Source organism: Microbacterium forte (genome assembly GCF_031885415.1).
Taxonomy (GTDB): domain Bacteria; phylum Actinomycetota; class Actinomycetes; order Actinomycetales; family Microbacteriaceae; genus Microbacterium; species Microbacterium forte.
Window position 1 is genome coordinate 2,706,374 of sequence record NZ_CP116871.1, and the last position, 21,454, is coordinate 2,727,827.

At 69.2% G+C, this 21,454-nt stretch carries 21 protein-coding genes; 13 read left to right on the forward strand and 8 right to left on the reverse strand.

Translation table 11 applies throughout. The features are described from left to right. Positions 1-222 precede the first annotated feature (222 nt). The 4 genes from OB895_RS13100 to speB are packed head-to-tail and all read left to right on the forward strand — an operon-like array spanning position 223 to position 5,823. Entirely contained in the window at positions 223-1,545 is a 1,323-nt protein-coding gene (locus OB895_RS13100; protein WP_042536851.1) for an MFS transporter, read from the forward strand. Next, positions 1,542-3,230, forward strand: a complete 1,689-nt coding sequence (locus tag OB895_RS13105) for an amidohydrolase (protein WP_042536850.1) — start codon at positions 1,542-1,544, stop codon at positions 3,228-3,230. The genes OB895_RS13100 and OB895_RS13105 overlap by 4 nt, the downstream gene beginning before the upstream one ends. Before the next feature lie 14 nt (positions 3,231-3,244). Further along, on the forward strand, positions 3,245-4,870 hold the full coding sequence (locus OB895_RS13110) for a thiamine pyrophosphate-binding protein (protein WP_311877921.1): 1,626 nt from the start codon (positions 3,245-3,247) through the stop codon (positions 4,868-4,870). 2 nt (positions 4,871-4,872) lie between these two features. Beyond that, entirely contained in the window at positions 4,873-5,823 is a 951-nt protein-coding gene (gene speB / locus OB895_RS13115; protein ID WP_309691848.1) for an agmatinase, read from the forward strand. A 38-nt stretch (positions 5,824-5,861) separates the two neighbouring features. Here speB and OB895_RS13120 read toward each other — a convergent pair whose 3' ends face one another. After that, the gene (locus OB895_RS13120) at positions 5,862-6,740 is read right to left on the reverse strand and encodes a serine protein kinase RIO (protein WP_311877922.1); all 879 of its coding nucleotides are present in this window, start codon (positions 6,738-6,740) and stop codon (positions 5,862-5,864) included. A 276-nt stretch (positions 6,741-7,016) separates the two neighbouring features. Here OB895_RS13120 and OB895_RS13125 point away from each other — a divergent pair, with 276 nt between their 5' ends. Continuing rightward, entirely contained in the window at positions 7,017-8,222 is a 1,206-nt protein-coding gene (locus OB895_RS13125) for an MFS transporter (protein ID WP_079113736.1), read from the forward strand. Between the two features lie 18 nt (positions 8,223-8,240). Here OB895_RS13125 and OB895_RS13130 read toward each other — a convergent pair whose 3' ends face one another. After that, positions 8,241-9,158: a helix-turn-helix transcriptional regulator gene (locus tag OB895_RS13130; RefSeq protein WP_079113735.1), complete on the reverse strand. Its 918-nt coding sequence runs from the start codon at positions 9,156-9,158 to the stop codon at positions 8,241-8,243. Positions 9,159-9,228: 70 nt separating this feature from the next. On the opposite strand from OB895_RS13130, the gene OB895_RS13135 reads away from it, so the two are divergent. After that, positions 9,229-9,690, forward strand: a complete 462-nt coding sequence (locus OB895_RS13135) for a DUF3817 domain-containing protein (RefSeq protein ID WP_079113734.1) — start codon at positions 9,229-9,231, stop codon at positions 9,688-9,690. A gap of 42 nt (positions 9,691-9,732) precedes the next feature. Here the strand turns inward: OB895_RS13135 and OB895_RS13140 are convergent, their stop codons facing one another. From OB895_RS13140 to OB895_RS13155, 4 genes are all read right to left on the reverse strand, one after another. Continuing rightward, complete coding sequence (locus OB895_RS13140; RefSeq protein ID WP_311877923.1) at positions 9,733-10,419, reverse strand: hypothetical protein; 687 nt, start codon at positions 10,417-10,419, stop codon at positions 9,733-9,735. A 34-nt stretch (positions 10,420-10,453) separates the two neighbouring features. Continuing rightward, on the reverse strand, positions 10,454-11,467 hold the full coding sequence (locus OB895_RS13145; RefSeq protein ID WP_079114078.1) for an NAD(P)/FAD-dependent oxidoreductase: 1,014 nt from the start codon (positions 11,465-11,467) through the stop codon (positions 10,454-10,456). Positions 11,468-11,608: 141 nt separating this feature from the next. Further along, positions 11,609-12,349 (reverse strand): uroporphyrinogen-III C-methyltransferase, encoded by a 741-nt coding sequence (gene cobA, locus OB895_RS13150; protein WP_079113732.1) that lies wholly within the window; start codon positions 12,347-12,349, stop codon positions 11,609-11,611. Then, positions 12,346-13,098, reverse strand: a complete 753-nt coding sequence (locus tag OB895_RS13155; protein WP_079113731.1) for a sirohydrochlorin chelatase — start codon at positions 13,096-13,098, stop codon at positions 12,346-12,348. Before OB895_RS13155 ends, cobA begins: the two co-directional genes overlap by 4 nt. A 229-nt stretch (positions 13,099-13,327) precedes the next feature. Between OB895_RS13155 and dnaK the strand changes: the two genes are divergently transcribed. The 4 genes from dnaK to OB895_RS13175 are packed head-to-tail and all read left to right on the forward strand — an operon-like array spanning position 13,328 to position 17,300. Continuing rightward, entirely contained in the window at positions 13,328-15,190 is a 1,863-nt protein-coding gene (dnaK, locus tag OB895_RS13160; RefSeq protein WP_042536840.1) for a molecular chaperone DnaK, read from the forward strand. A gap of 2 nt (positions 15,191-15,192) precedes the next feature. Next, entirely contained in the window at positions 15,193-15,828 is a 636-nt protein-coding gene (locus OB895_RS13165) for a nucleotide exchange factor GrpE (RefSeq protein WP_042536839.1), read from the forward strand. 7 nt (positions 15,829-15,835) lie between these two features. Beyond that, positions 15,836-16,825 (forward strand): DnaJ C-terminal domain-containing protein, encoded by a 990-nt coding sequence (locus OB895_RS13170; RefSeq protein ID WP_042536838.1) that lies wholly within the window; start codon positions 15,836-15,838, stop codon positions 16,823-16,825. Between the two features lie 43 nt (positions 16,826-16,868). Continuing rightward, positions 16,869-17,300 (forward strand): heat shock protein transcriptional repressor HspR, encoded by a 432-nt coding sequence (locus OB895_RS13175; RefSeq protein WP_042536837.1) that lies wholly within the window; start codon positions 16,869-16,871, stop codon positions 17,298-17,300. A 22-nt stretch (positions 17,301-17,322) separates the two neighbouring features. Here OB895_RS13175 and OB895_RS13180 read toward each other — a convergent pair whose 3' ends face one another. Continuing rightward, positions 17,323-17,757: a hypothetical protein gene (locus OB895_RS13180; RefSeq protein ID WP_311877925.1), complete on the reverse strand. Its 435-nt coding sequence runs from the start codon at positions 17,755-17,757 to the stop codon at positions 17,323-17,325. A 172-nt stretch (positions 17,758-17,929) separates the two neighbouring features. Here OB895_RS13180 and OB895_RS13185 point away from each other — a divergent pair, with 172 nt between their 5' ends. Then, a complete protein-coding gene (locus OB895_RS13185) occupies positions 17,930-19,351 on the forward strand; it encodes an FAD-dependent oxidoreductase (protein WP_311877926.1) in 1,422 nt (473 codons plus the stop codon). Positions 19,352-19,402: 51 nt separating this feature from the next. On the opposite strand, the gene OB895_RS13190 is transcribed toward OB895_RS13185, so the two are convergent. Then, a complete protein-coding gene (locus tag OB895_RS13190; protein ID WP_056374645.1) occupies positions 19,403-20,047 on the reverse strand; it encodes a Pr6Pr family membrane protein in 645 nt (214 codons plus the stop codon). A 205-nt stretch (positions 20,048-20,252) separates the two neighbouring features. On the opposite strand from OB895_RS13190, the gene OB895_RS13195 reads away from it, so the two are divergent. Beyond that, positions 20,253-20,693, forward strand: a complete 441-nt coding sequence (locus OB895_RS13195; protein WP_311877927.1) for a DoxX family protein — start codon at positions 20,253-20,255, stop codon at positions 20,691-20,693. Positions 20,694-20,767: 74 nt separating this feature from the next. Further along, positions 20,768-21,433 carry a GntR family transcriptional regulator gene (locus tag OB895_RS13200; protein ID WP_042536832.1) on the forward strand — a complete coding sequence of 222 codons (666 nt, stop codon included), beginning with the start codon at positions 20,768-20,770 and terminating at the stop codon, positions 21,431-21,433. The last annotated feature ends 21 nt before the right edge of the window (positions 21,434-21,454 follow it).

The window sequence follows — 21,454 nt, forward strand, 5'->3', positions numbered from 1 at the left end:
GGATCACCCCATATTCGTCAGTTTCCCGCGAACGCGCCGCCGCAGGTGCATAACTGCAGTGTAAGAGCCGTTGCGGCGGTTGGGTAGGCGACTAGTGCGTGATCCAGCGAGCACAACATCAGTGAATCAGGCTTCACACTGGAGTTCTGACCTTGTCCTCGCGTCCACACGTCCGTAGCATCCTTCGCTATCCGACATCTTCCGCAAAGGAGCGGGCCACACATGACTTCCACCCACAGCAAGGCGCGACGCGCAGGCTTCGCCGCCTTCGTCGGCACCACCATCGAGTGGTACGACTTCTACGTCTACGCGACCGCTGCCGCCCTCGTCTTCGGTCCGCTGTTCTTCCCGAGCGGCGACCGGCTCGCCGAGACCGCAGCGGCCTTCGCGACGTTCGCCGTCGCGTTCCTCGTCCGCCCGCTCGGCGGCATCATCTTCGGCCACATCGGCGACAAGCTCGGCCGGCGCACGTCGCTCGTCATCACGCTGCTGCTCATGGGCGCGGCGACCGTGCTCGTGGGCTGCCTGCCCACGTATGAGAACATCGGCATCCTCGCTCCGATCCTCCTGATCCTGCTCCGTGCCGTCCAGGGCCTCGCGGTCGGCGGCGAATGGGGCGGCGCCGTGCTGATGAGCGTCGAGCACGCCCCCGAGAAGTCGAAGACCTTCTACGGCGGCTTCACTCAGCTCGGCAACCCGGCCGGCGCCCTGCTGGCCTCGGGCATCTTCGCGATCATGTCGCGCGTCGGAGACGACTTCATCATCAACGGCGGCTGGCGCATCCCGTTCCTGCTGTCGATCGTGCTGGTCGGCGTCGGGTTCTGGGTGCGTTACCGCGTCGAGGAGACCCCGGTCTTCGAGACGAAGATCGAGGGGCGCAAGCAGTCGATGCCCCTGGCCTACGCGTTGCGCACCAACTGGCGTCCGATCCTGCTCGGCATCGGCATCCTGCCCATCTCGACCGGCGGCTACTACCTTGCGACGACCTTCGCCACGGCCTATGCGACGGGCGACCCGATCGCGATCGACGAGCGCGTGATCCTCGACGCGATGACGATCGCCTCCTTCGTCGAGTTCGTCGTGACTCTGCCGGTCGCCTGGCTGGGCGACAAGTGGGGCCGCAAGAACGTGATGTACATCGGTCTGATCACTTCGGTGCTCACCTTCGTCCCGTTCCTGCTGATCCTCCCCGGACGCGTCGAGCCGCTGATCTTCCTCTTCGCCTCGCTGGTGCGCATCGCGATGAGCGCGACCTACGCCCCGATCGCCGCCCTGCTCGCCCAGATGTTCCGTCCGCAGTCCCGGTACACGTCGATCGCGCTGTCCTACGGCGTGGGTGCCGCGATCTGGGCAGGATTCTCGCCCTGGTTCGCGACGCAGCTCATCGCCTGGACAGGCAACATCTGGTCGGTCCTCGCGATGTTCACCGGCATGGCTGTGATCGCCGGCATCTGCACGAAGCTCGCCCCGCAGCACTCGGATGAGGCCCCGGTCACGGCATCCTTCACCGCCCGCACCGACACGACCGCGAACAGGCTGCCATGAGAAAGCTCACTCCCTTCGACCGCTCCGCCCAGACGATCCCGCAGCTGTTCACGGCTCGCGTGATCCGGACGGTGGATGCGGATGCCACGACGGCGACCGCCATGCTCACCGATCGCGGCCGGATCCTCGCGATCGGCACCCCGGCCGAGTGCCGGGCCGCGGCGGAGCGCGCGGGGCTCGCACCCGACCACGTCGACCTCGGTGACGCGGTGATCGTGCCCGGTTTCGTCGATGCGCACGCCCACCCGCTGATGTTCGGGCAGCTGATGACGTGGGTCGACTGCGGACCCGAGAAGGCCGAGAGCATCCCCGAGATCGTGGCGCTGCTGAAGGCGGCGGCGGTGGACGCACCCGCCGGACGCCCGGTGCGCGGCTACGGCTACGAGCAGCGCAACCTCGCCGAGAAGCGGCATCCCACCCGCTTCGAGCTCGACGAGGTCGCCGCCGACCGAGAGGTCTACCTGATGAACGCCTCGGGCCACGGCGGCGTCGTCAACTCGTACACGCTCACCAAGAACGGCGTCGACCGTGACACGCCGAATCCCGACGGCGGCGAGTTCTTCCGCGACGCCGACGGCGAGCTGACGGGCGAGCTCTCGGATGCCGCGTGCAACATCCTCACCGGCGTGCACGGGGTGAAGATCGGCCACCACGGACCGAACTTCCACCTCGCCGACGAGCCGGAGGAGCACCTGCGTCAGCTGGATGCCGCCACGCAGCGGTTCCTCGCCGGGGGAGTCACCTCGATCGGCGACTGTCAGGTCACCCGACGCGAGTTCGACATGTATCTGCGTCTCGCCGAGGCCGGCCGCCTCGAGCTGCGGGTGTCGATGTACCTGCTGTCGCACCTGCTCGACGAGGCGCTCGAGATGGGTCTCGTGGGGCAGTTCGGCAACGCCCACCTCAGCTTCGCCGGCATCAAGCTCTACGCCGACGGCACGCTCGGCGGCTGGACGGCGTACTTCCCCGACGGGTATGTCGGAGACCCCTGCCGCACCGGTCAGCTGTATCACGAGCCCGCCGAATACGCGGCGCTGATCAGCCGGGCGCACGCGGCGGGCCTGCAGACGGCGACACACGCGCAGTCGCCGACGGCGATCGAGATGGTCGTGTCGGCGATCGAGGCGGCGCTCGCCGAGCGGCCCGACTCCGATGCGCGGCACCGCATCGAGCACTGCGGTCTGCCGACGCCCGAGCAGATCGACCGGATGGCGGCCTCCGGCATCCGCCCGGTCAACCAGACCCAGCACTACTTCAACTGGGGCGAGGGCGTCGAAGAGGCGATCGGCACCCCGGGCGAGCGCTTCAACCCCCTCGGCGAGTTCGAGAGGGCGGGGGTGCCGTTCACGATCTCGTCGGATGCTCCGGTGGCCGAGCCCATCCCGCTCGAGGCGATCCAGACGGCCGTCACCCGCGTGACCCGTCGAGGGCACAAGCTCGGGCCAGACGATCTGCGGGTCTCCGCCCTCTCGGCTCTGCGCGCGCACACGATCGAAGGCGCCGTGTCGATCGGCCGAGAAGACGACCTCGGCTCGCTCGAGGTCGGCAAGTACGCCGACTTCGTCGTGCTCTCCGACGACCCGCTGGCCGTCGACGCCGAGGAGATCTCGTCGATCGCCGTGCGCGAGACGTGGGTCGACGGCACACGCCGCCACGTCGGCGCCGCAGTCATGGTCTCGGCATGAGCGAGGATGCGACCATGACAGACGAGCGCTACGCCGATACCGCCGGCCGCTACGCCGATACCGCCGGCCGCGCGGTGCTCGAGACCATCCGCGCCTACGGCGTCGATGCGATCTTCGGCATCCCGGGCACGCACAACCTCGAGCTGTATCGCCCGCTCGCCTCTCTCGGCATCCGCGCGGTGACGAACAGGCACGAGCAGGGCTCGGGCTACGGCGCCGACGGCTGGGCGCAGCAGACGGGTCTTCCCGGTGTCGTCATCACGACCTCCGGCCCCGGTCTGCAGAACGCCATGAGCGCGATCGGCACGGCGTTCTGCGAGTCACGGCCGCTGATCGTGCTGTCTCCCGGGGTGCCGCTGGGCGCCGAGTTCGCCGATGTCGGCACCCTGCACGAGACGAAGGATGCCACGGCCATGGTCGGCGCGATCGCCGAGTGGTCGCGCCGGGTGTCCAGCGCCGCCGAGGCGGTCGATGCGGTGCACGACGCCTTCACGCTCTTCCAGACCGGCCGCCCCCGCCCCGTGCACATCGAGATCCCCCTCGACGTGCTCGAGGCCCCGGCCGATGTCCCCGCGGAGGCGCGCCACCCCAGGGTGATGCCTCCGCGGGTGTCGGGTGATCCGTCAGCTCTCGCCGATGCCGCACGTCTGCTGCAGGGTGCGCAGCGGCCGGTCATCGTCGCGGGTGGCGGGTCGGTCGATGCCGCGCACGAGGTCACCGCACTCGCGGAACGCCTCGGTGCCCCGGTGCTCACCACGCTCAACGGCAAGGGTGTCATCGACGAGCGGCATCCGCTGTCGCTCGGCTCGAACCTGCGTCTCGCTGCGGCCCGCGAGGTGGCCGAAGACGCCGACGTGGTGCTCGTCATCGGATCGAAGCTCGGTGAGGCCGAACTCTGGGCTCCGCGGTTGGAGGCGCGCGGCGCCGTCGTGCGCATCGACATCTCGCCGCTGCAGCGGAACAAGAACCTCGACGCGACCGTGGGGATCGTCGGTGACGCCGCCGCGGTGAGCGCCGCCCTGCTCGCGCTGCTGCCCGACGAGGGCAGGGCTGCTCGAGACCTGACCACCGAGCGCGCCGCGATCGAGGCCGAGATGCGCGACACCGCCCCCGAGGCGGTCGCGCTGGCCGAGCTCATCGCCGACGCTCTCCCCGATGACGCGATCGTCGCCGGCGACTCCTCGCAGATCGTCTACATGGCGCTCGGCAGCGTGCTGAGCTCGCAGCATCCGCACTCCCTGCTCTACACGCCCACCTATGCGACCCTCGGCTACGGCCTTCCCGCCGCGATCGGCGCCAGGGTGGCGCAGACCGAGCATCCCGTCGTCACCGTGATCGGAGACGGTGCGCTGATGTTCTGCGTCAATGAGCTCGTGACGGCCGTCGAACAGCGGCGCGACGTCACCATCGTGTGCGTCGACAACGGCGGCTACGCCGAGATCCGTCAGAACGAGGTCGACCGAGGCATGACCCCCATCGGCGTCGACCTGGTGCAGCCCGACTGGGCGGCGCTGGCGACCGCCTTCGGCGCCACCGGGCGTCGGGTCGACGACCCAGACGACGTCGTGCCGAGCATCCGCGACGCCATCGCCGCCGGCGGAGTGCAGCTCGTGCACATCCCCACGCAGAGACAGGACTGATCATGACCGAGAACGTGGGCCCCATCGACGCCTCCGTGAACCCCCGGTACTCCGGGATCGCGACCTTCGCCCGCCTGCCGAGGATCGAAGACGTGCCTCGCGCCGACATCGCCGTCGTGGGCATCCCCTTCGACTCCGGCGTGAGCTATCGCCCCGGCACGCGCTTCGGCCCGTCGCACGTGCGCGAGTCCTCGCGGCTGCTGCGCCCGTACAACCCCGCCCAGGACGTGTCGCCGTTCGCGGTCGCGCAGGTGGTGGATGCCGGTGACATCCCGGTCAACCCGTTCGACCTCACCGAGGCGGTGACCGAGGTCGAACGCGCCGCGCTCGCGCTCGGCGAGCAGGTGCAGCGCATCGTCACGATCGGCGGCGACCACACGGTCGCGCTGCCGCTGCTGCGGGCGGTGGCGGCGAAGCACGGCCCGGTCGCCGTGCTGCACTTCGACGCCCACCTCGACACCTGGGACACCTACTTCGGCGCCCCGATCACACACGGCACGCCGTTCCGCCGCGCGAGCGAGGAGGGGCTGATCGACCTCACCTCGAGCTGCCACGTCGGCACCCGCGGGCCGTTGTACTCGAAGCAGGACCTCGAAGACGACGAGCGCCTCGGATTCTCGATCGTGTCGAGCGAGTACATCGAGGAGCACGGCGTCGAGGCCGGCATCCAGCGCATCCTGCAGCGCATCGGAGACAGGCCGCTGTACGTGTCGATCGACATCGACGTGCTCGATCCCGCGCACGCACCGGGCACCGGAACACCCGAGGCCGGGGGCCTCACGAGCCGCGAGCTGCTGCGCATCCTCCGTGCCCTCGGAGACTGCGACATCGTGGGCGCCGACGTCGTCGAGGTGTCGCCCGCGTACGACCATGCGCAGATCACCGGCATCGCGGCGAGCCACGTCGTGTACGAGCTGGTGTCGCTGCTCGCCGCCCGCATCGGCCGCAGCTGACTCGGCCGCGTCTGACTCGGTCGGGTCGGAGACACCCCTCACGCATACGACGCCGCGAGCATCTCGGCGAAGAGCTCTTCGGCATCGCGCTCGACGCGGCGGCGGGTGAACCACTCGCAGATGTTGACGCAGTCGCGGTGCAGCAGGTCGAGGCCCTGGGGGTTGGCGATGATGTCGACGATCTGCGGCAGGTCGATCACCCGCACGCGACCCTCGTGCACCAGCAGGTTGTAGGCCGAGAGGTCGCCGTGGGCGAAGCCCGCCGCGGCGAAGATCCGCATGAGATCGACGATCTGATCGTAGAGACCGGCGAGCTCGGCCCGGTCGCTGCGCACGGCCGCCAACCGGGGCGCCGCGACTCCTGACGCGTCGCCGATGAACTCCATCAGCAGCTCGGTGCCGTTGACCTGCACGGGGTAGGGCACCGGCGCGCCGAGCTCCCACATGCGGCACAGCGCGTCGAACTCGGCGAACGACCATTGCAGGGCGGCGACGGCTCGGCCGTGTTCGGACTTCTTCGCGAGGGCTCGGGTGTCACGGGTGTTCCTCGTGCTGCGGCCCTCGGTGTAGACGCCCGAGCGGTGGAAGCTGCTGTGGTCGGAGTCGCGGTAGCGCTTCGCCGCGAGCAGGGTGCGCTGGGTCGGGTCATCCGGCACCGCGCGCTCGAGCAGGAACACGTCGGCCTCCTTGCCGGTCTTGAGGATGCCGAGCTCGGTGTCGAGTGCGCCGGCGCTCGTCACCACCCATTCGGGCCAGGGGAGCGGCCCTCGCTCCGACGGGGTGATCGCCGGCCAGGTGGTCCAGCGCTGGTGCTCACCGGGTTCGACGTCGGCGAAGGTGGGGACGGAATCGAAAGGGGATGCGTCGAAGAAGGAGGACGAAGAGGATGCTTCGGAAGAAGCGAAGAGATCAGACACGATGTGGCTCCGAGAGAGGGAGGCCACGCGCGGATCAGGAGCGAGAGGCCTCGAGAGGAAGGATGTCGGCGAGGGGCACGACAGAGACGGTGTTCATGTCATCCACTCCTCTCGCTCTGGCCTTCCGGGAGAACCCGGTGCGTCGTCGAGCCTAGGGGGCGCGGGCGGATGCTGTCCAGACCCGGATCTCCCGGTCTCACCGCAGTCCGGACGAATGGTCGGATGCCCTGGACGCCGCGTCGGGCGACCCGCCTCCGCGCCTGGGAGTGTTGAACCATGACCACGACCGCGCCCGTACCCGTGACGACCGCCCGCACCGAGAGCATCCGCTACGGCGGACTCATCGTGCTGATGCTGATGGGGTTCCTTCTCGTCACGGCCGAATTCCTGCCCAACGGCGTGCTCACCGAGATGGCCGACGCTCTCGGCGTCACACCGGGCCAGGCGGGGCAGACGGTCACGGTCACCGCGCTCGTCGGTCTGATCGTGGCGCCGACGGTGGGGCTGATCTTCCCCCGTCTCGACCGGCGCTCGCTGCTCGTCTGGATGGCGCTCGCCGCAGCCGCGTCGAACCTCATCGTCGCGATCGCGCCCAACCTCATCATCGTGCTGCTCGCGCGGTTCCTGCTGGGTGCGGCGATCAGCGCCTTCTGGGCGATGTCGATCACGGTCGCCGTGCGCCTGGCGGGCCCGGAGCACCTCGGGCGAGGCGTCATGTTCACCTCCGCGGGTGTGTCGCTCGCGACCGTCGCGGGAGTGCCCCTCGGTGTGATGCTCAGCGAGATCGTCGACTGGCAGACCGTGTTCGCGATCGCGGGCGTCCTCATGGTGCTGCTCGCCGTGGCGCTGCGGTTCATGCTCCCGTCGGTCCCGGCCGAGCAGGGCGCCAGCATCCGGCTCCTCGTCGACACGCTGCGTCGTCCCGGCATCGGGCTCGGCATGGTCGGGCACGTGCTCGTCGTGCTCGGTCACTTCCTCGCCTACACGTACGTGCGACTCGCGCTCGAACGCATCCCCGAGATCGAGCCGTCGACGATCATCCTGCTTCTCGCCCTCTTCGGGCTCGGAGGCCTCGCCGGCAACCTCGGGCTCGGGTTCTTCATCGACCGCACCTTCGGCTTCTTCGCGGTGTTCGCCCCCCTGGTGATCGCCGCGTCGGTGCTGTCGATGATCTTCCTCTCGGGGTCGGTCCTCGGCATCGGCATCGTCGTGCTGGTCTGGGGTTTCTTCTTCTCCTCGTGGCTGCTCGTGATCAACACGTGGGTGGGGCACCGCTCGCCCGACCGGCTCGAGGCGGGCGGAAGCCTCGTGGTCGTGGGATTCCAGGGAGCGATCACGATCGCCGCCGGAGTCGGCGGACTGCTCGTCGACACCCTCGATGTCGAGTTCGTCTACGTGCTCGGGGCCGTGTCCCTGCTGGTCGGCGCCGTGCTCTTCGGAATGTCGAACCGCAGGAGCGTCGCGGCGGCGAAGCGCGCCTGAGCGGCGGGCAGGGCCGGCTCAGGCAGGGACGGCGGTGAGCTGCGTCGCCCGCCAGACCGACGGAGTCATCCCCGTGCGGCGGCGGAAAGCCCGGCTGAAGCCCTCGTCGGAGGCGTAGCCCAGTTCGCGCGACGTCTCGCTGACCGAGCGGCCCTCGCTCAGCATCCGCTTCGCCGCGTCGACGCGCACCTCGGTGACGTAGTCGGCGGGTGAGCGGCCGATCGCGCTGCGGAATCGTTCGGCGAACACGGATCGCGACATCGCGCCGACGCTCGCGAGGCGTTCGACCGTCCAGTCGCGGCCGGGCTGCTCATGGATCGCCTCGACGACGCGGTCGAGGAACGGATCATTCGACACGGAGGGCCAGCCGGCCGGCGCGCAGCCGTTGGCGGCCCATGCGCGGATCACCGAGAGCAGCACGGTCTGCGCCATCATCCGGCAGATCACCGGGTCGCCCTGGCGTGACGGGCAGGTCGTGGGATCGGTGGGGCCCATGCTTCCGGCGAGTGCGGCTGCGGCCGGTTCCAGCGCGGCGAACGACATGACGGTGATCGGATCGGGAAGGAGCGCGGCGATCATCGCGGCGCTGTCGGAGAATTCGAGGTCGACGACGACGAGGTCGGTCACCCCGTCGGCTTCGAGGGCGATCGACGAGCGGCCGAGCGTCAGGAACGCGTCTCCGGCGACCAGGTTCGCGTGCAGCGGGCGATCGTCCACCGCGACGATCTGCGCTGCGGGGTCGACGTCGAGGCGGCATCCGGTGGTCAGCGGGGGATGCCCGTGCACCGAGCCCGAGGCGATGTAGACGAGGGTGGCCGAACCCGACGGGATCGGCAGGAGCCCGCCTGGGGCGAGGGCGACGCGACGGGCGATGCCGACGCGGAGGTCGACGGAGTCGAGCACGTGCCCGAGGGCTGCGGAGTCGACGGTCACCATGCGTTCGGCAACACCCGGGGGCGCATAGCTATTCCGGATACGCTGGACGGACCCCCACCCGAGGAGTCCCGTGTTCCGCACACCCGACCGCCTGTTCCGAGTTCTCGCGATCGCGGAGGCGATCACCTGGACCATCCTGATCTCGGCGATCATCGCCCGTGCCGCAGGTGCGCCGGGAATCGTCGTCACGATCGGCGGTGGCATCCACGGGTTCGTGTTCCTCGCGTACGCGGCGACCGCCGTGCTCGTCGCGCTCAACCAGCGCTGGCACCTCGGCGTCGCGGTCCTGGCCGTGGCGAGCGCCATCGTCCCCTACGCGACCATTCCCATGGAGATCTGGCTGCATCGCACCGGCCGCCTGGCCGGCGAGTGGCGGCTGGAGCAGACGCAGGACCCGCGCGATGCGCGCTGGTACGACAGGCTCATGCGCTGGTTCCTGCGCCGCCCGTGGGTGCTGGCGATCCTGCTCGTCGTCGGCATCGTCGCGCTGTACGTGATCCTGCTGCTCGTGGGCCCGCCGGGCGGCAAGTGATCTCCGCCCGGCGTCAGCAGAGCGGATGCCGGGCGGCCGGCGTCACTGGATGACGACGGCGTTGCTGTCGATGACCTCGGCCATCGTGGCCTGCAGGTCGCCACCGGTGCAGTCGACGATCACGTAGAGTCCGACACCCGTCGCGGTGAAGGCCCGTGCGGCCATCGCCCATCGGCGTTCGCCCTCTTCGCCCACGACCTGGCGGTTCTCGACGTCGGCGTTGCCGCCGACCTGATAGCTGAACGACCCCGTCGTCGCGAGCGGGGTGATCGCGGCGGCGTCCGCTTCGCCGAGTATGACGGCGAGCATGGCATCCGAGCTGACGCTGTCGTCGCCGGCCACGGTCGGCACATCGGGGATCAGCCCCTGCCAGAACTGGGCCGTGCAGGTGTCGTCGACCGTGCCGTACGTCCAGCCTCCGTTGCCGTCGTCCGGCTTGACGATCTTCCAGCCGTCGTCGGCGATGAGCCCGTCGCCCCACTGGATGTACGCCTCCGAAGGGATGTCGGCACCGTCTGCGAAGGTCATGGTCGATGGCAGGTCGCCGGCGGGCTCGTCCGAGGGCTGCTCGGACGGGATCGAAGTCGGGGAGGGCTCTGGCCCGTCGCCATCCGGCACGTTCACGGGGATCTGCGCATACAGGCAGCCGCTGAGCGGCAGCGCGGCCAGCGCGATCACCGAGAGGGCGGCGAGGCGGGCGAGCTGCGGGGCCTGCGAGATGCGCGTCATGCCGGTCAGCCTAGTCGCCGGTATGCCGGCTGATTCAGTGCGCCGTGGCGATGCCGACCGCATCGTGCACCATGACCGACGCGACCCTCGCGCCCGCGCCTGCTGCGACGATCAGCTGCTGGGGGCCGGGGATCGCCGCATCACCGGCGGCATAGAGCCCCGGGATGTCGGTGCGGCCCGACCGATCGGTGACGAGGTGCCCGTCGTGGTCGATGGCGGGGGCGAACCCGTGCAGGAATGACACATCGGTCTGCCACTCGGGTCGCACGAAACCGCCCTCGACCGCGACGACGGTGCCGTCTGTCAGCCGGATCGCCTCGATGCGCCCGCGGTCTCCGACGAGCTCGGCGATCGGATGCCGCAGCACGGCGACCCCCGTGGAGGCGAGCTCGGCCTCCTCCGCGGCCGTGACCGTGTCTGCGCCGAGGGTGAAGACGGTGAGGCTCTCGGTCCAGCGCGAGATGAGCCGGGCGCGGTCGGCGAGGTCGGGCGTCTCTCCGATGAGGGCGAGTCGTCGCCCGCGCAGCTCCCACGCGTCGCATGCCGCGCAGCTGAACAGGCTGATGCCGTAGAAGCCCCGCAGATTCGGGACGTCGGGAAGGGTCTCGCGCAGGCCCGTCGCGAGCAGCACGCTCCGAGCGGTCACCACGTCGGTCGGGTCCTTGCGGCCGACGGATGCCGTGAAACCGGCATCCGTCCCCGAATCCGTCCCCGAATCCGTTCCCGCATCCGTCTCGGCATCCGTCTCGGCATCCGTCCCGGCATCCGCCGGGGGAGCCGATCTGCGGAGTTCGAGCACCCTGACGCGCGTGCGCACCTCGATGTTCGGGTACGCGGCGAGCTCGTCGCGGGCCATGCGGCGCAGCTCGTGCGGGGCCACCCCGTCACGGGTGAGGAAGCCGTGCGAGTTCAGCGTGGCGGCGTTGCGCGGACGGTCGGCGTCGACCACCAGCACGCGCATGAGCGAACGGCCCAGGTTGAGGGCGGCGGACAGCCCTGCAGGGCCACCGCCGATCACGAGCACGTCGTAGGTGTCCGTGTCAGTCATTCGCGCTCCCGGGAGAAGAGCGGTGACCGCCGTGTGACCGGGCGCGGATGCGCCGACCATGGCGGCGCCGCCGACGGACGCGCTCATCGGGCGAGAATCGGTCCGCTGACGACAGTCTGCCACCTCTTGACTGAGGGTCGCCTAACTCGGGCTGATCCCGGCGTGCGGGCTGAGCGCGACCACGTCACCGACCACGACGACCGCGGGGGATCGCACCTGTCGAACCGCGGCGAGGTGGGCGATCGTGCCGAGGGTGCCGACCGTGACTCGCTGTCGGGCACCGAACCCGTCTTCGATGATGGCCACCGGGCAGTCGGCGCCGCGCGACCCCGCGGCGAGCACATGCGCGGAATGCCCGAGCGTGTTCACTCCCATCAGCAGCACGACGGTGTGGTCGCGTCCGCCCCCGAGCGCCTCGATCTGGTCGTGGGCGCTGGCCACGGTGAATGTCTCAGCGATGCCGCGCTGGGTCAGGGGGATCCCGGCGAGACCTGGCACCGCCACTGCGCTCGTGACGCCCGGGATGACATCGACCGCGATGCCGGCGGCTTCGCAGAAGAGCTGCTCCTCGCGCCCTCGTCCGAAGACGAAGGGGTCGCCGCCCTTGAGCCGCACCACATGCCGGCCCTGCTGGGCCAGCGAGAGGAGCAGCTCGTTGATGCCGTCCTGCGGCACCGGGTGATGACCGGGGAGCTTGCCGACGTCGATGACCTCGGCGTCGAGCTGCACTCCTTCGTCGGCGAGCTGTGCGAGCACGGCGCGGGCTCCGAGGCGGTCGGCTACGATCACATCGGCCTGCTGCAGGGCGCGCAGCCCCCTCAGGGTCAGCAGGCCGGCATCGCCGGGTCCTGCTCCGACCAGGGTGACCGTGCCGAGGGTCATGACTGTGCGGGCTCGGGCGTCAGCGCGGCCCCGGGGGACTGTGCGGTGAGCAGCTGCTCCGACGCCTCCTCGTATCGGGCGATGACGAGGTCGATCAGCGGCTGCGGCACGGTCGTGCCGTCGAGCAGGGGCGCGGTGACGCGTCGGCCCGGCGCCTGCCTCAGGGTGAGGTCGAAGAAGAAGCCGCGGGCGAGCAGGTATGTCGAGACGACCGCGTCGGGGTGCTCGCGCAGCGCATGGGGCAGGTCGGGCTCGCGCGCGGCGAGGTAGGAGAGCTCGACCCTTCTGCCGAGCCGCAGCGAGAGAAGAGACGCCATGGCTTCGGCATCCGTCAGCGAGGCGGGGTCGCGCGAGCCGGCGACGGCGAGGATCACGGACGCATCCTCGGTGTGCTTCGAGCCGGCAACGGTCGAGAGCGTCTCGGACAGCCGTTCCGCGAGAACTTCGGCGAGCCGGGGGTCGGGGCCCATCGGGGCGCTGACCACGGCATCCGCCTTCTTCGCCGCCATGCCGTGCAGGTCGTGATGCACGTGGAAGCCGCGCGAGAGCAGCAGCGGCACGATCACGACGGGCCCGTCGATCGTCGGCAGCAGGTCGGCGGCATCGGGCTGCTGCACGTCGACGAAGGCGCTGCGCACCTCGACCTCGGGCATCGCTGCGGCGACCGCGCCGACCAGATCGGAGATGGCACGGGCTCCCTCGGCATCCGAGGTGCCGTGCGACACGGCGAGGAGGATGGGGCGGCTCATGCAGGGACTCTAGGTGAGCCGTGTGACGGCGGTGTTTCGAGATCCTCGCCTCGACGCAGGTGCGGATGTGCGGGGTCGAGGCGTCCGATTCAAAAGTTGAGCCGGTTCATATCAACTTTATTTGACAGCGTCCGGAGGTCGGAGTACAGTTGAGCCATCGCGACTCAGGTTTCCCTGATCGCCCCGGATTTCCAGACCCACATCAACCTCAGCAACTAAGGAGAATCACATGGCACGTGCTGTTGGAATCGACCTCGGTACGACGAACTCCGTCGTCAGCGTCCTCGAGGGTGGCGAGCCGAAGGTCATCGCCAATGCCGAGGGCTTCCGCACCACCCCCTCGGTCGTCGCATTCACGAAGGACGGCGAGGTGCTCGTCGGCGAGACCGCGAAGCGCCAGGCCGTCACGAACGTCGACCGCACCATCGCATCCGTCAAGCGCCACATGGGCACCGACTGGACGTTCGACGTCGACGGCAAGAAGTGGACGCCGCAGGAGATCTCCGCGCGCATCCTCCAGAAGCTGAAGCGCGACGCCGAGTCCTACCTGGGTGACACGGTGACGGACGCCGTCATCACGGTCCCCGCGTACTTCAACGACGCCGAGCGTCAGGCCACCAAGGAGGCCGGCGAGATCGCGGGACTCAACGTCCTGCGCATCATCAACGAGCCCACCGCCGCAGCTCTGGCATACGGACTCGACAAGGGCAAGGAAGACGAGCTCATCCTGGTCTTCGACCTCGGTGGCGGAACGTTCGACGTCTCGCTGCTCGAGGTGGGCAAGGATGACGACTTCTCGACCATCCAGGTGCGCTCCACCGCGGGTGACAACCGCCTCGGCGGTGACGACTGGGACCAGCGCCTCGTCGACCACCTGATCAAGCAGTTCAAGGAGACCACCGGCGTCGACGTCTCGGGTGACAAGATCGCCCTGCAGCGTCTCAAGGAGGCTGCGGAGCAGGCCAAGAAGGAGCTCTCCTCCTCGACCAGCACCAGCATCAACCTCCCGTACCTGTCGCTGACCGAGTCGGGTCCGGTGTCGCTGAGCGAGACCATCACCCGCGCGAAGTTCGAGGACCTGACGAAGGACCTGCTCGACCGCACCAAGAAGCCGTTCGAGGACGTCATCCGCGAAGCCGGCATCAAGGTCGCCGACATCGATCACATCGTGCTCGTGGGTGGATCGACCCGCATGCCCGCCGTCGCCGAGCTCGTCAAGCGCGAGACCGGCAAGGAGGCCAACAAGGGCGTCAACCCCGATGAGGTCGTCGCCGTGGGCGCCGCCCTCCAGGCCGGTGTCCTCAAGGGCGAGCGCAAGGACGTTCTGCTCATCGACGTCACCCCCCTCAGCCTCGGCATCGAGACCAAGGGCGGCATGATGACCAAGCTCATCGAGCGCAACACGGCCATCCCGACCAAGCGCAGCGAGACCTTCACCACGGCAGACGACAACCAGCCGTCCGTCGCGATCCAGGTCTTCCAGGGCGAGCGCGACTTCACCCGCGACAACAAGCCGCTGGGCACGTTCGAGCTCACCGGAATCGCCCCGGCTCCCCGTGGCATCCCGCAGATCGAGGTCACGTTCGACATCGACGCCAACGGCATCGTGCACGTGTCCGCCAAGGACAAGGGCACGGGCACCGAGAAGTCGATCGTCATCTCCGGCGGCTCGTCGCTGTCGAAGGAGGACATCGAGCGCATGGTGCGCGAGGCCGAGGAGCACGCGGCTGAGGACAAGGCTCGCCGCGAGGCCGCCGAGGTCCGCAACCAGGCCGAGACGCTCGCGTACTCGATCGAGAAGCTGATCACCGAGAACGACGACAAGCTGCCCGAGGACGTGAAGACCGAGGTCAAGGCCGACGTCGACGCTCTCAAGACGGCTCTGGCCGGCGAAGACGACGAGGCCGTGAAGACCGCGTTCGACAAGCTGAACCAGTCGCAGGGCAAGATCGGCGAGGCCATCTACGCACAGTCCCAGGCGGAGGGCGCCCCGAGCGCCGACGCCGCGGGCGAGGCTCCGGCCGATGACAGCTCCTCCGACGAGGACGTCATCGACGCCGAGGTCGTCGACGACGAGGACGAGAAGAAGTAATCATGACGGACAAGAACTTCGACGACAATCAGGTTCCTGAGCCCGCCGAAGGTCACAGCGAGGGGTCGGATGCTCAGGCATCCGGCCCCGCGCCGCACAACCCGGACTCTGATGAGGCCCGGGCTGCGGAGGGCTCTGACGACGCGGACTTCACGATCGACGACATCCTGAACGCCGACCAGACGGCTGAGGCCGCTGCGGGGGATGCCGCGATCGCCGACGCCGAGAACGCGCTGCTGAACGACCTCAAGCGGCTCCAGGCCGAATACGCCAACTACCGCCGACGCACCGAAGAGCAGCGTCAGGTCGAGATCGAGCGCGCGAAGGGCGAGGCCGCCAAGGGCCTCATCCCCGTGCTCGACGATCTCGATCGTGCCGCTCAGCACGGTGATCTGGTCGAAGGCACGCCCTTCGCCGTGATCGCCGGCAAGGTGCGCACGGTCGTCGAGCGTCTCGGTGTCGTCTCGTACGGTGAGAAGGGCGAGGAATTCGACCCGCAGCGCCACGAGGCGATCTTCCAGCAGCCCACCCCGGGCGCCGACAAGACCACGGTGCTCGAGGTCGTCGAGGTGGGTTACCGCCTCGGTGACGTCGAGCTGCGTCCCGCGAAGGTCGTCGTCGCCGTACCCGCAGAGTAGGTGATCGATGGCTAGCCAGGACTGGTTCGACAAGGACTTCTACAAGATCCTCGGGGTCTCGAAGGACGTCAGCGACGCTGATCTCAAGAAGACCTACCGCAAGCTCGCTCGCAAGTACCACCCCGACTCCAATCAGGGTGACGAGAAGGCGGAGGCGAAGTTCAAAGAGATCAGCGAGGCATACTCGGTGCTCTCGGATCCCGAGCAGCGCAAGGAGTACGACGAGATCCGCGCCATGGGCTCGGGCGCACGCTTCACGGCGGGCGGTGCGGGAGCAGGCGGCTTCGAAGACGTCTTCAGCCGGTTCGGGCAGCAGGGGCGCGGGCAGCAGCAGTCCGCCGACTTCGAGGACATCTTCGCGATGTTCAACCAGGGTCAGGGCGGCCCGTTCGGCTCCGGTCGATTCGGCCAGACCTCCGGCGGATACCGCGGCTTCGGCGGGCCCCAGAAGGGCGCCGATGTCACGGCGCGCACCACGCTCGACTTCGCCACCGCCGTGCAGGGTGAGACCATCAGCCTGCAGGGGGACGACGGCAAGCCGTTCAAGGTGAAGATCCCCGCCGGTGTCGCCGACGGGCAGAAGATCAGACTCCGCGGACGTGGTCGTCCCTCGCCCGATGGCGGGGAGAACGGCGACGTCGTGGTGCAGATCGCGGTGCGACCGCATCCGGTGTTCACCCGCGAGGGGCTGAACCTGCGCGTGGTCGTGCCGGTGACCTTCACCGAGGCGGCACTCGGCGCGACGATCGAGGTTCCGACGCTCAGCGGCGACACGGTCAAGCTCCGTGTCGCACCTGGCACGCCGTCCGGACGCGTCCTGCGCGTCAAGGGTCGCGGCGTCGCCACTTCGAAGGGCACGGGCGACCTGCTCGCCGAGCTGCAGATCGCGGTGCCGTCGCACCTCGACGAGGCCGCTCGGGAGGCGCTGGAGAAGTTCCAGTCGCTGGAGCCGGCGGAGAACCCGCGTGCCGACCTCATGGCGAAGGCGCGGCGCTAGAAGATCATGACGAACGCGAACACCGAGGAGGAGGTGATCCACTGTGGCTGACCAGCGCGTGGACGCCGACACCCCGGTGTTCGCGATCGCCGTCGCCGCCCAGCTCTCGGGTCTTCACCCGCAGACGCTGCGGCAGTACGACCGCATCGGGCTCGTGGTGCCCGGTCGCACCTCCGGCGGCTCTCGTCGCTATTCGACCCGCAACATCGAACAGCTCCGCGAGGTCGCCCAGCTGTCATCCGAGGGCATGAGTCTTCCGGCGATCGCGCGTGTCCTCGACCTCGAAGACGAGAACCGGATGCTGCGCAGCCGCGTGGCCGAACTCGACGCCGCGCTGCGTGCCGAGCGCGACAACCGTCCGGGCATGCGCGTGTTCGCCGCGGGATCCGCCGGCGTCATTCCGGTGCCCAGTGGCCGCCGCATCCGCCGCTCGGCCGAGGTCGTGCTCTGGCACCCGGGCAGCGGCCGCAGTTGATAGTCGGCGAACTGCACGACTGCTAGGCGGCACCGAAGAATCGGGTTGCGATGTCGGCCACCTCTTTGTCGAGCGTGTCGATGCGCGCGGTCAGTTTCGAGTCGAGAGCGTCGATCCTGCCGTTGAGCCGCCACTCGAGCGACTCGATCTGTCCGCTGAGCCGGTGGTCGAGTGCTTCGATCTGTCCGCTGAGCCGGTGGTCGAGTGCTTCGATCTGTCCGCTGAGCCGGTGGTCGAGTGCCTCGATCTTGCCGGTGAGTCGGTGGTCGAGTGCCTCGATCTTGCCGGTGAGCATTCCTTCGAGCCCGCTGATCTGTCCGGTGAGCCTGCCGTCGAGACGGCCGATCTCAGCCCGGATGACTCTGCTGAACTGCGTGGTCATGACCGTCACGACCCCCAGCATCGTCGCGGAGAACACCGCGATGAGCGTCCAGATCTGAGGTTCGTTCATCGTCATGTCTCCATCCTGTGAACGTCGCGCCAGAATGGCAGTGTTGCGTGATCGGACGAGGCCCGACCGCGATGATCCCGCAGGCGTGGGGGCGGATCGAGCGGTAGGCGAGTCTGTGCAGGAGGGGTCCTCGCACGCGTCGGCCACCCGCGCGCGGTATCGTTGCGACACGATGAGGATGACGCGTCGCACACTGCTGATGGGCGCCGGAGCCGGTGTCCTGGGAGTCCTGCTGGCCTCCTGCACGCCCGAGCCGGCGCCGTCGCCCACGCCCGATCGCTCGCCCACTCCGAAGCCGACCGCGGGTGCGATCACCCCCGCCGCGTTCGCCCGCAGCTCGTGGACGACCGACCCGTTCGCGCTCGGCGCTGCGAGCTTCACTCCGGTCGGCACACAGGCGAGGGCCCGCGAGGCGCTGGCCGAGCCGGTCGACGACCGGCTCTTCTTCTCGGGCGAAGCGACCGACGTCGAGGCGCCGGGCACGATCGCCGCCGCGCTCCGATCCGGTGATCGAGCCGCCGACGAGCTCGTTCGCGCCGCCGACAGCGGTGAGCGCGTGGCGATCGTCGGCGCAGGTCTCGCCGGTGCCGCCGCCGCTGCCCGACTCGTCGCCGAGGGGCTGCAGGTCACGGTGTTCGAGGCGCGTGACCGCATCGGCGGACGCGTGCACTCGGTGGTCGACGACATGGCCTGGCCCTTCCCCGCGCAACTGGGCGGCTGGCTGCTCGGCTCGTCCGACGACGTCCTGCTCGAGACTCTCAACGCCCGTGACATCCGGACGGCTCCGATCTCGGGTTCGCTGTGGCGATCGACTGACGGAGACGTCGAGCCGGTGCCGATCGAACCTGTGCAGGCGGCGATCGCCACCGCCCAGCAGGGGCCGACCGACTCGTCTCTCGAGGATGCGCTGACGGCAGCGGGCGCTGATCCTGACGAGCCGGGACTCGCGGCGCTGCTCGCTTCGATCGCGGCCGCATCGGGGGCCGATGCCTCCGACGAGTCGACCTGGTTCCCCCCTCGGCTTCCCACCGACGAGCTGGTGGCACCTCTCGGCGACCTGACCCCGGCCCTCGACGAGCTTCTCGAGGGCGCGAAGCTGAGCCTCTCATCGCCCGTCAGTCGCGTGGCCTACGACGACGCCGGCGTCAGCCTCGGCATCGCCTCGGGGGAGTCGCTGTCGTTCGACCGGGTCCTGATCACGGTGCCGCTCGGAGTGCTGAAGGGCGAGGGCGTGGAGTTCGCTCCGGCGCTGCCCTTCGGTCATCGCGGTGCCATCGCCGAGCTCGGGATGGGACTCATCGAGACGGTCTGGCTGCGCTTCGACGATCCTCTGATCGTGTCGGCACCCGAGCCCGAAGGTGACCCTGAAGGCGACGCCGAAGAGGGTGCTGACGCCGAGTCCGCTGCGACGCTCTGGCACGTCGTCGGCGGCGATGCGCTGATCCGCACCTGGATCAACCTCGCACCGGCCACGGGCGAGAACGTCGTGGTGGGCATCGTCGGCGGAGAAGCGGCAGCCACGTTCGCCGAGATGAGCGAGCAGAAGGCGCTCGAGGCGGCGATCGCCTCGCTCGCACCGTTCCTCACGGCACCGGCCTGACTCTCCCGAGCCTGACTCGCACCGGCCTGACTCGCACCGGCCGCAGCGGGCTCAGACCTCCGGGCGCTCCTGACCGCGTCGCCGCATCCGGCTGACGAGCACGATGAACGTCGCGACGAGCGCGAAGATCGCCAGCGCCACCCCACTGGTGAGCAGGAATTCGGGAGGCCCTGATACCTGTCGGGGGTCGAGGAAGTAATACGGGTACCACCCCACAGACGGCCCGCGCCACATCGTGACACCGCCCCACGCGAGCGGGAAGGTGAGCGCCGTCGGCACCACCCACCAGGGCACGCCGCGGTGCCCCGGTGTGAGCACCCAGGCGAGGGCGGTGCACGCAGGCAGCCAGAAATGCAGCACTTGATCAGACCATGGCACGTCGACGCGGATGCCGCGGAGCCCCGCCTGCCAGACGATCAGCGCGAAGGCGAGTCCTGCCGTGATCGTCCAGGTGAGCACGAGCGCCAGCGCGACCGTGAACCAGCGAGGATCCGTCGCCCGGATGAAGGCGAGCACCGCGCCGATCAGCAGCACGACCACGAGCGCGCAATTGGACTGGACCGTCAGGTACGCGAAGAAGTTCTCTCCCGCGATCGATCGGGAGCTCAGGCCCCAGAACAGCCGGTGCACGAGCGCGACGGTGCACACTGCGGCCGTGGCCAAGCGCAGCACGCCGAACGCCGATCGTGCCCTCACTCTCGCCTCGTGCCCCTTTCCGGCTGTGCGCATCGTCGTCCAGACGGCGCATCTCCCATCCGGCGAGTCTACGGAAGACGCGGCGAGCGGGGCTGCGACGAGCTGCGCACAGGAGACGGAAAAGTCGTCTGAATAGCGTGGAAGGAGGGATAGCCCCTGCTCCGCGCCTGGCGCGCGGTGTCCTGCCACGAAGGAACACCTCCTCATGACGAACACCACCGCCCCCTCCGCCGCCGCCTCGCTGGGACTCCTCGTCCTGCGCATCGTGGTCGGCGCCGTCTTCACCGCTCACGGGGCGCAGAAGATCTTCGAATACACGATCCCCGGCACGATCGGCAGCTTCGCGGGCATGGGGGTCCCCATGCCCGAGATCGCGGCACCGTTCGTCGCCTTCGTCGAGCTGATCGGCGGAATCCTGCTGGTCCTCGGCCTCTTCACCCGCCTGGCCGGCATCCTGCTCGCGATCGACATGGTCGTGGCGCTGGTCCTCGTGCACCTCGCCGCGGGACTCTGGGTCGGTGAAGGCGGATACGAGTTCGTCGCCGTGCTCGGTGCAGCCGCGCTGGCTCTCGCGCTCACGGGCGCTGGGCGCTTCTCGCTCGACGGCGCCTTCCTGTGCGGCCGGGTTCCCGCCTGGCTCAGCTGACGAGACGAGGGGGCGTTCCACGGGACGCCCCCTCGGCCGGTGTGTATCCTGTCAACAGTTAACAGGAGGTCACCGTGACACAGACGGTCAAGCGCGGAGAGTCCCTCGGCGCACAGGTGGCGCAGGTCCTGCGTCAGCGCATCGTCCGAGGCGAGCTCTCGCCCGGCGCGCGCATCACCGAAGAGGCGCTCGCCGAGGAGTTCTCGGTGAGCCGGGGGCCGATCCGCGACGCCCTCACCCAGCTCAGCTTCGAGAAGCTCGTCGAAGTGCAGCGTCCGCGCGGGGTGTACATCACGGGTCTCTCGCAGGACGACGTCGATCAGCTCTACAGTCTGCGCGGCGCTCTCGAGCAGCTCGCGCTCTCACGTGCCATGAGAGTCGACGACGACGCGCGCTGGGCGGCGATGGCGGCCGCCGTCGAGAGAATGGGGCAGGCCGCGGACGCGGGCGACCATGCGGCGTTCGTCGCAGCCGACCTCGAGTTCCATTCGGAGATCTACGTGCTGGCCGACCATCCGCGCCTGCAGGGTGCGTGGAGTCAGTATCTGCCGACCTTCGCGTCGCTTCTCGAGGTCACCATCAACCACGACGACGACCTTCACGAGTCCTCCGACGACCACATGAAGCTCATGGACGTGATGCGCTCAGGCACGCCCGAGGAGGCGGCGTCAGTGCTCACCGCGCACCTCGACGGCGCGCGCGATCGGATGCTCAGCGAACTGGCCGACCGGCCGGCCTGACTGCGGCTGCCGCCTGACAGC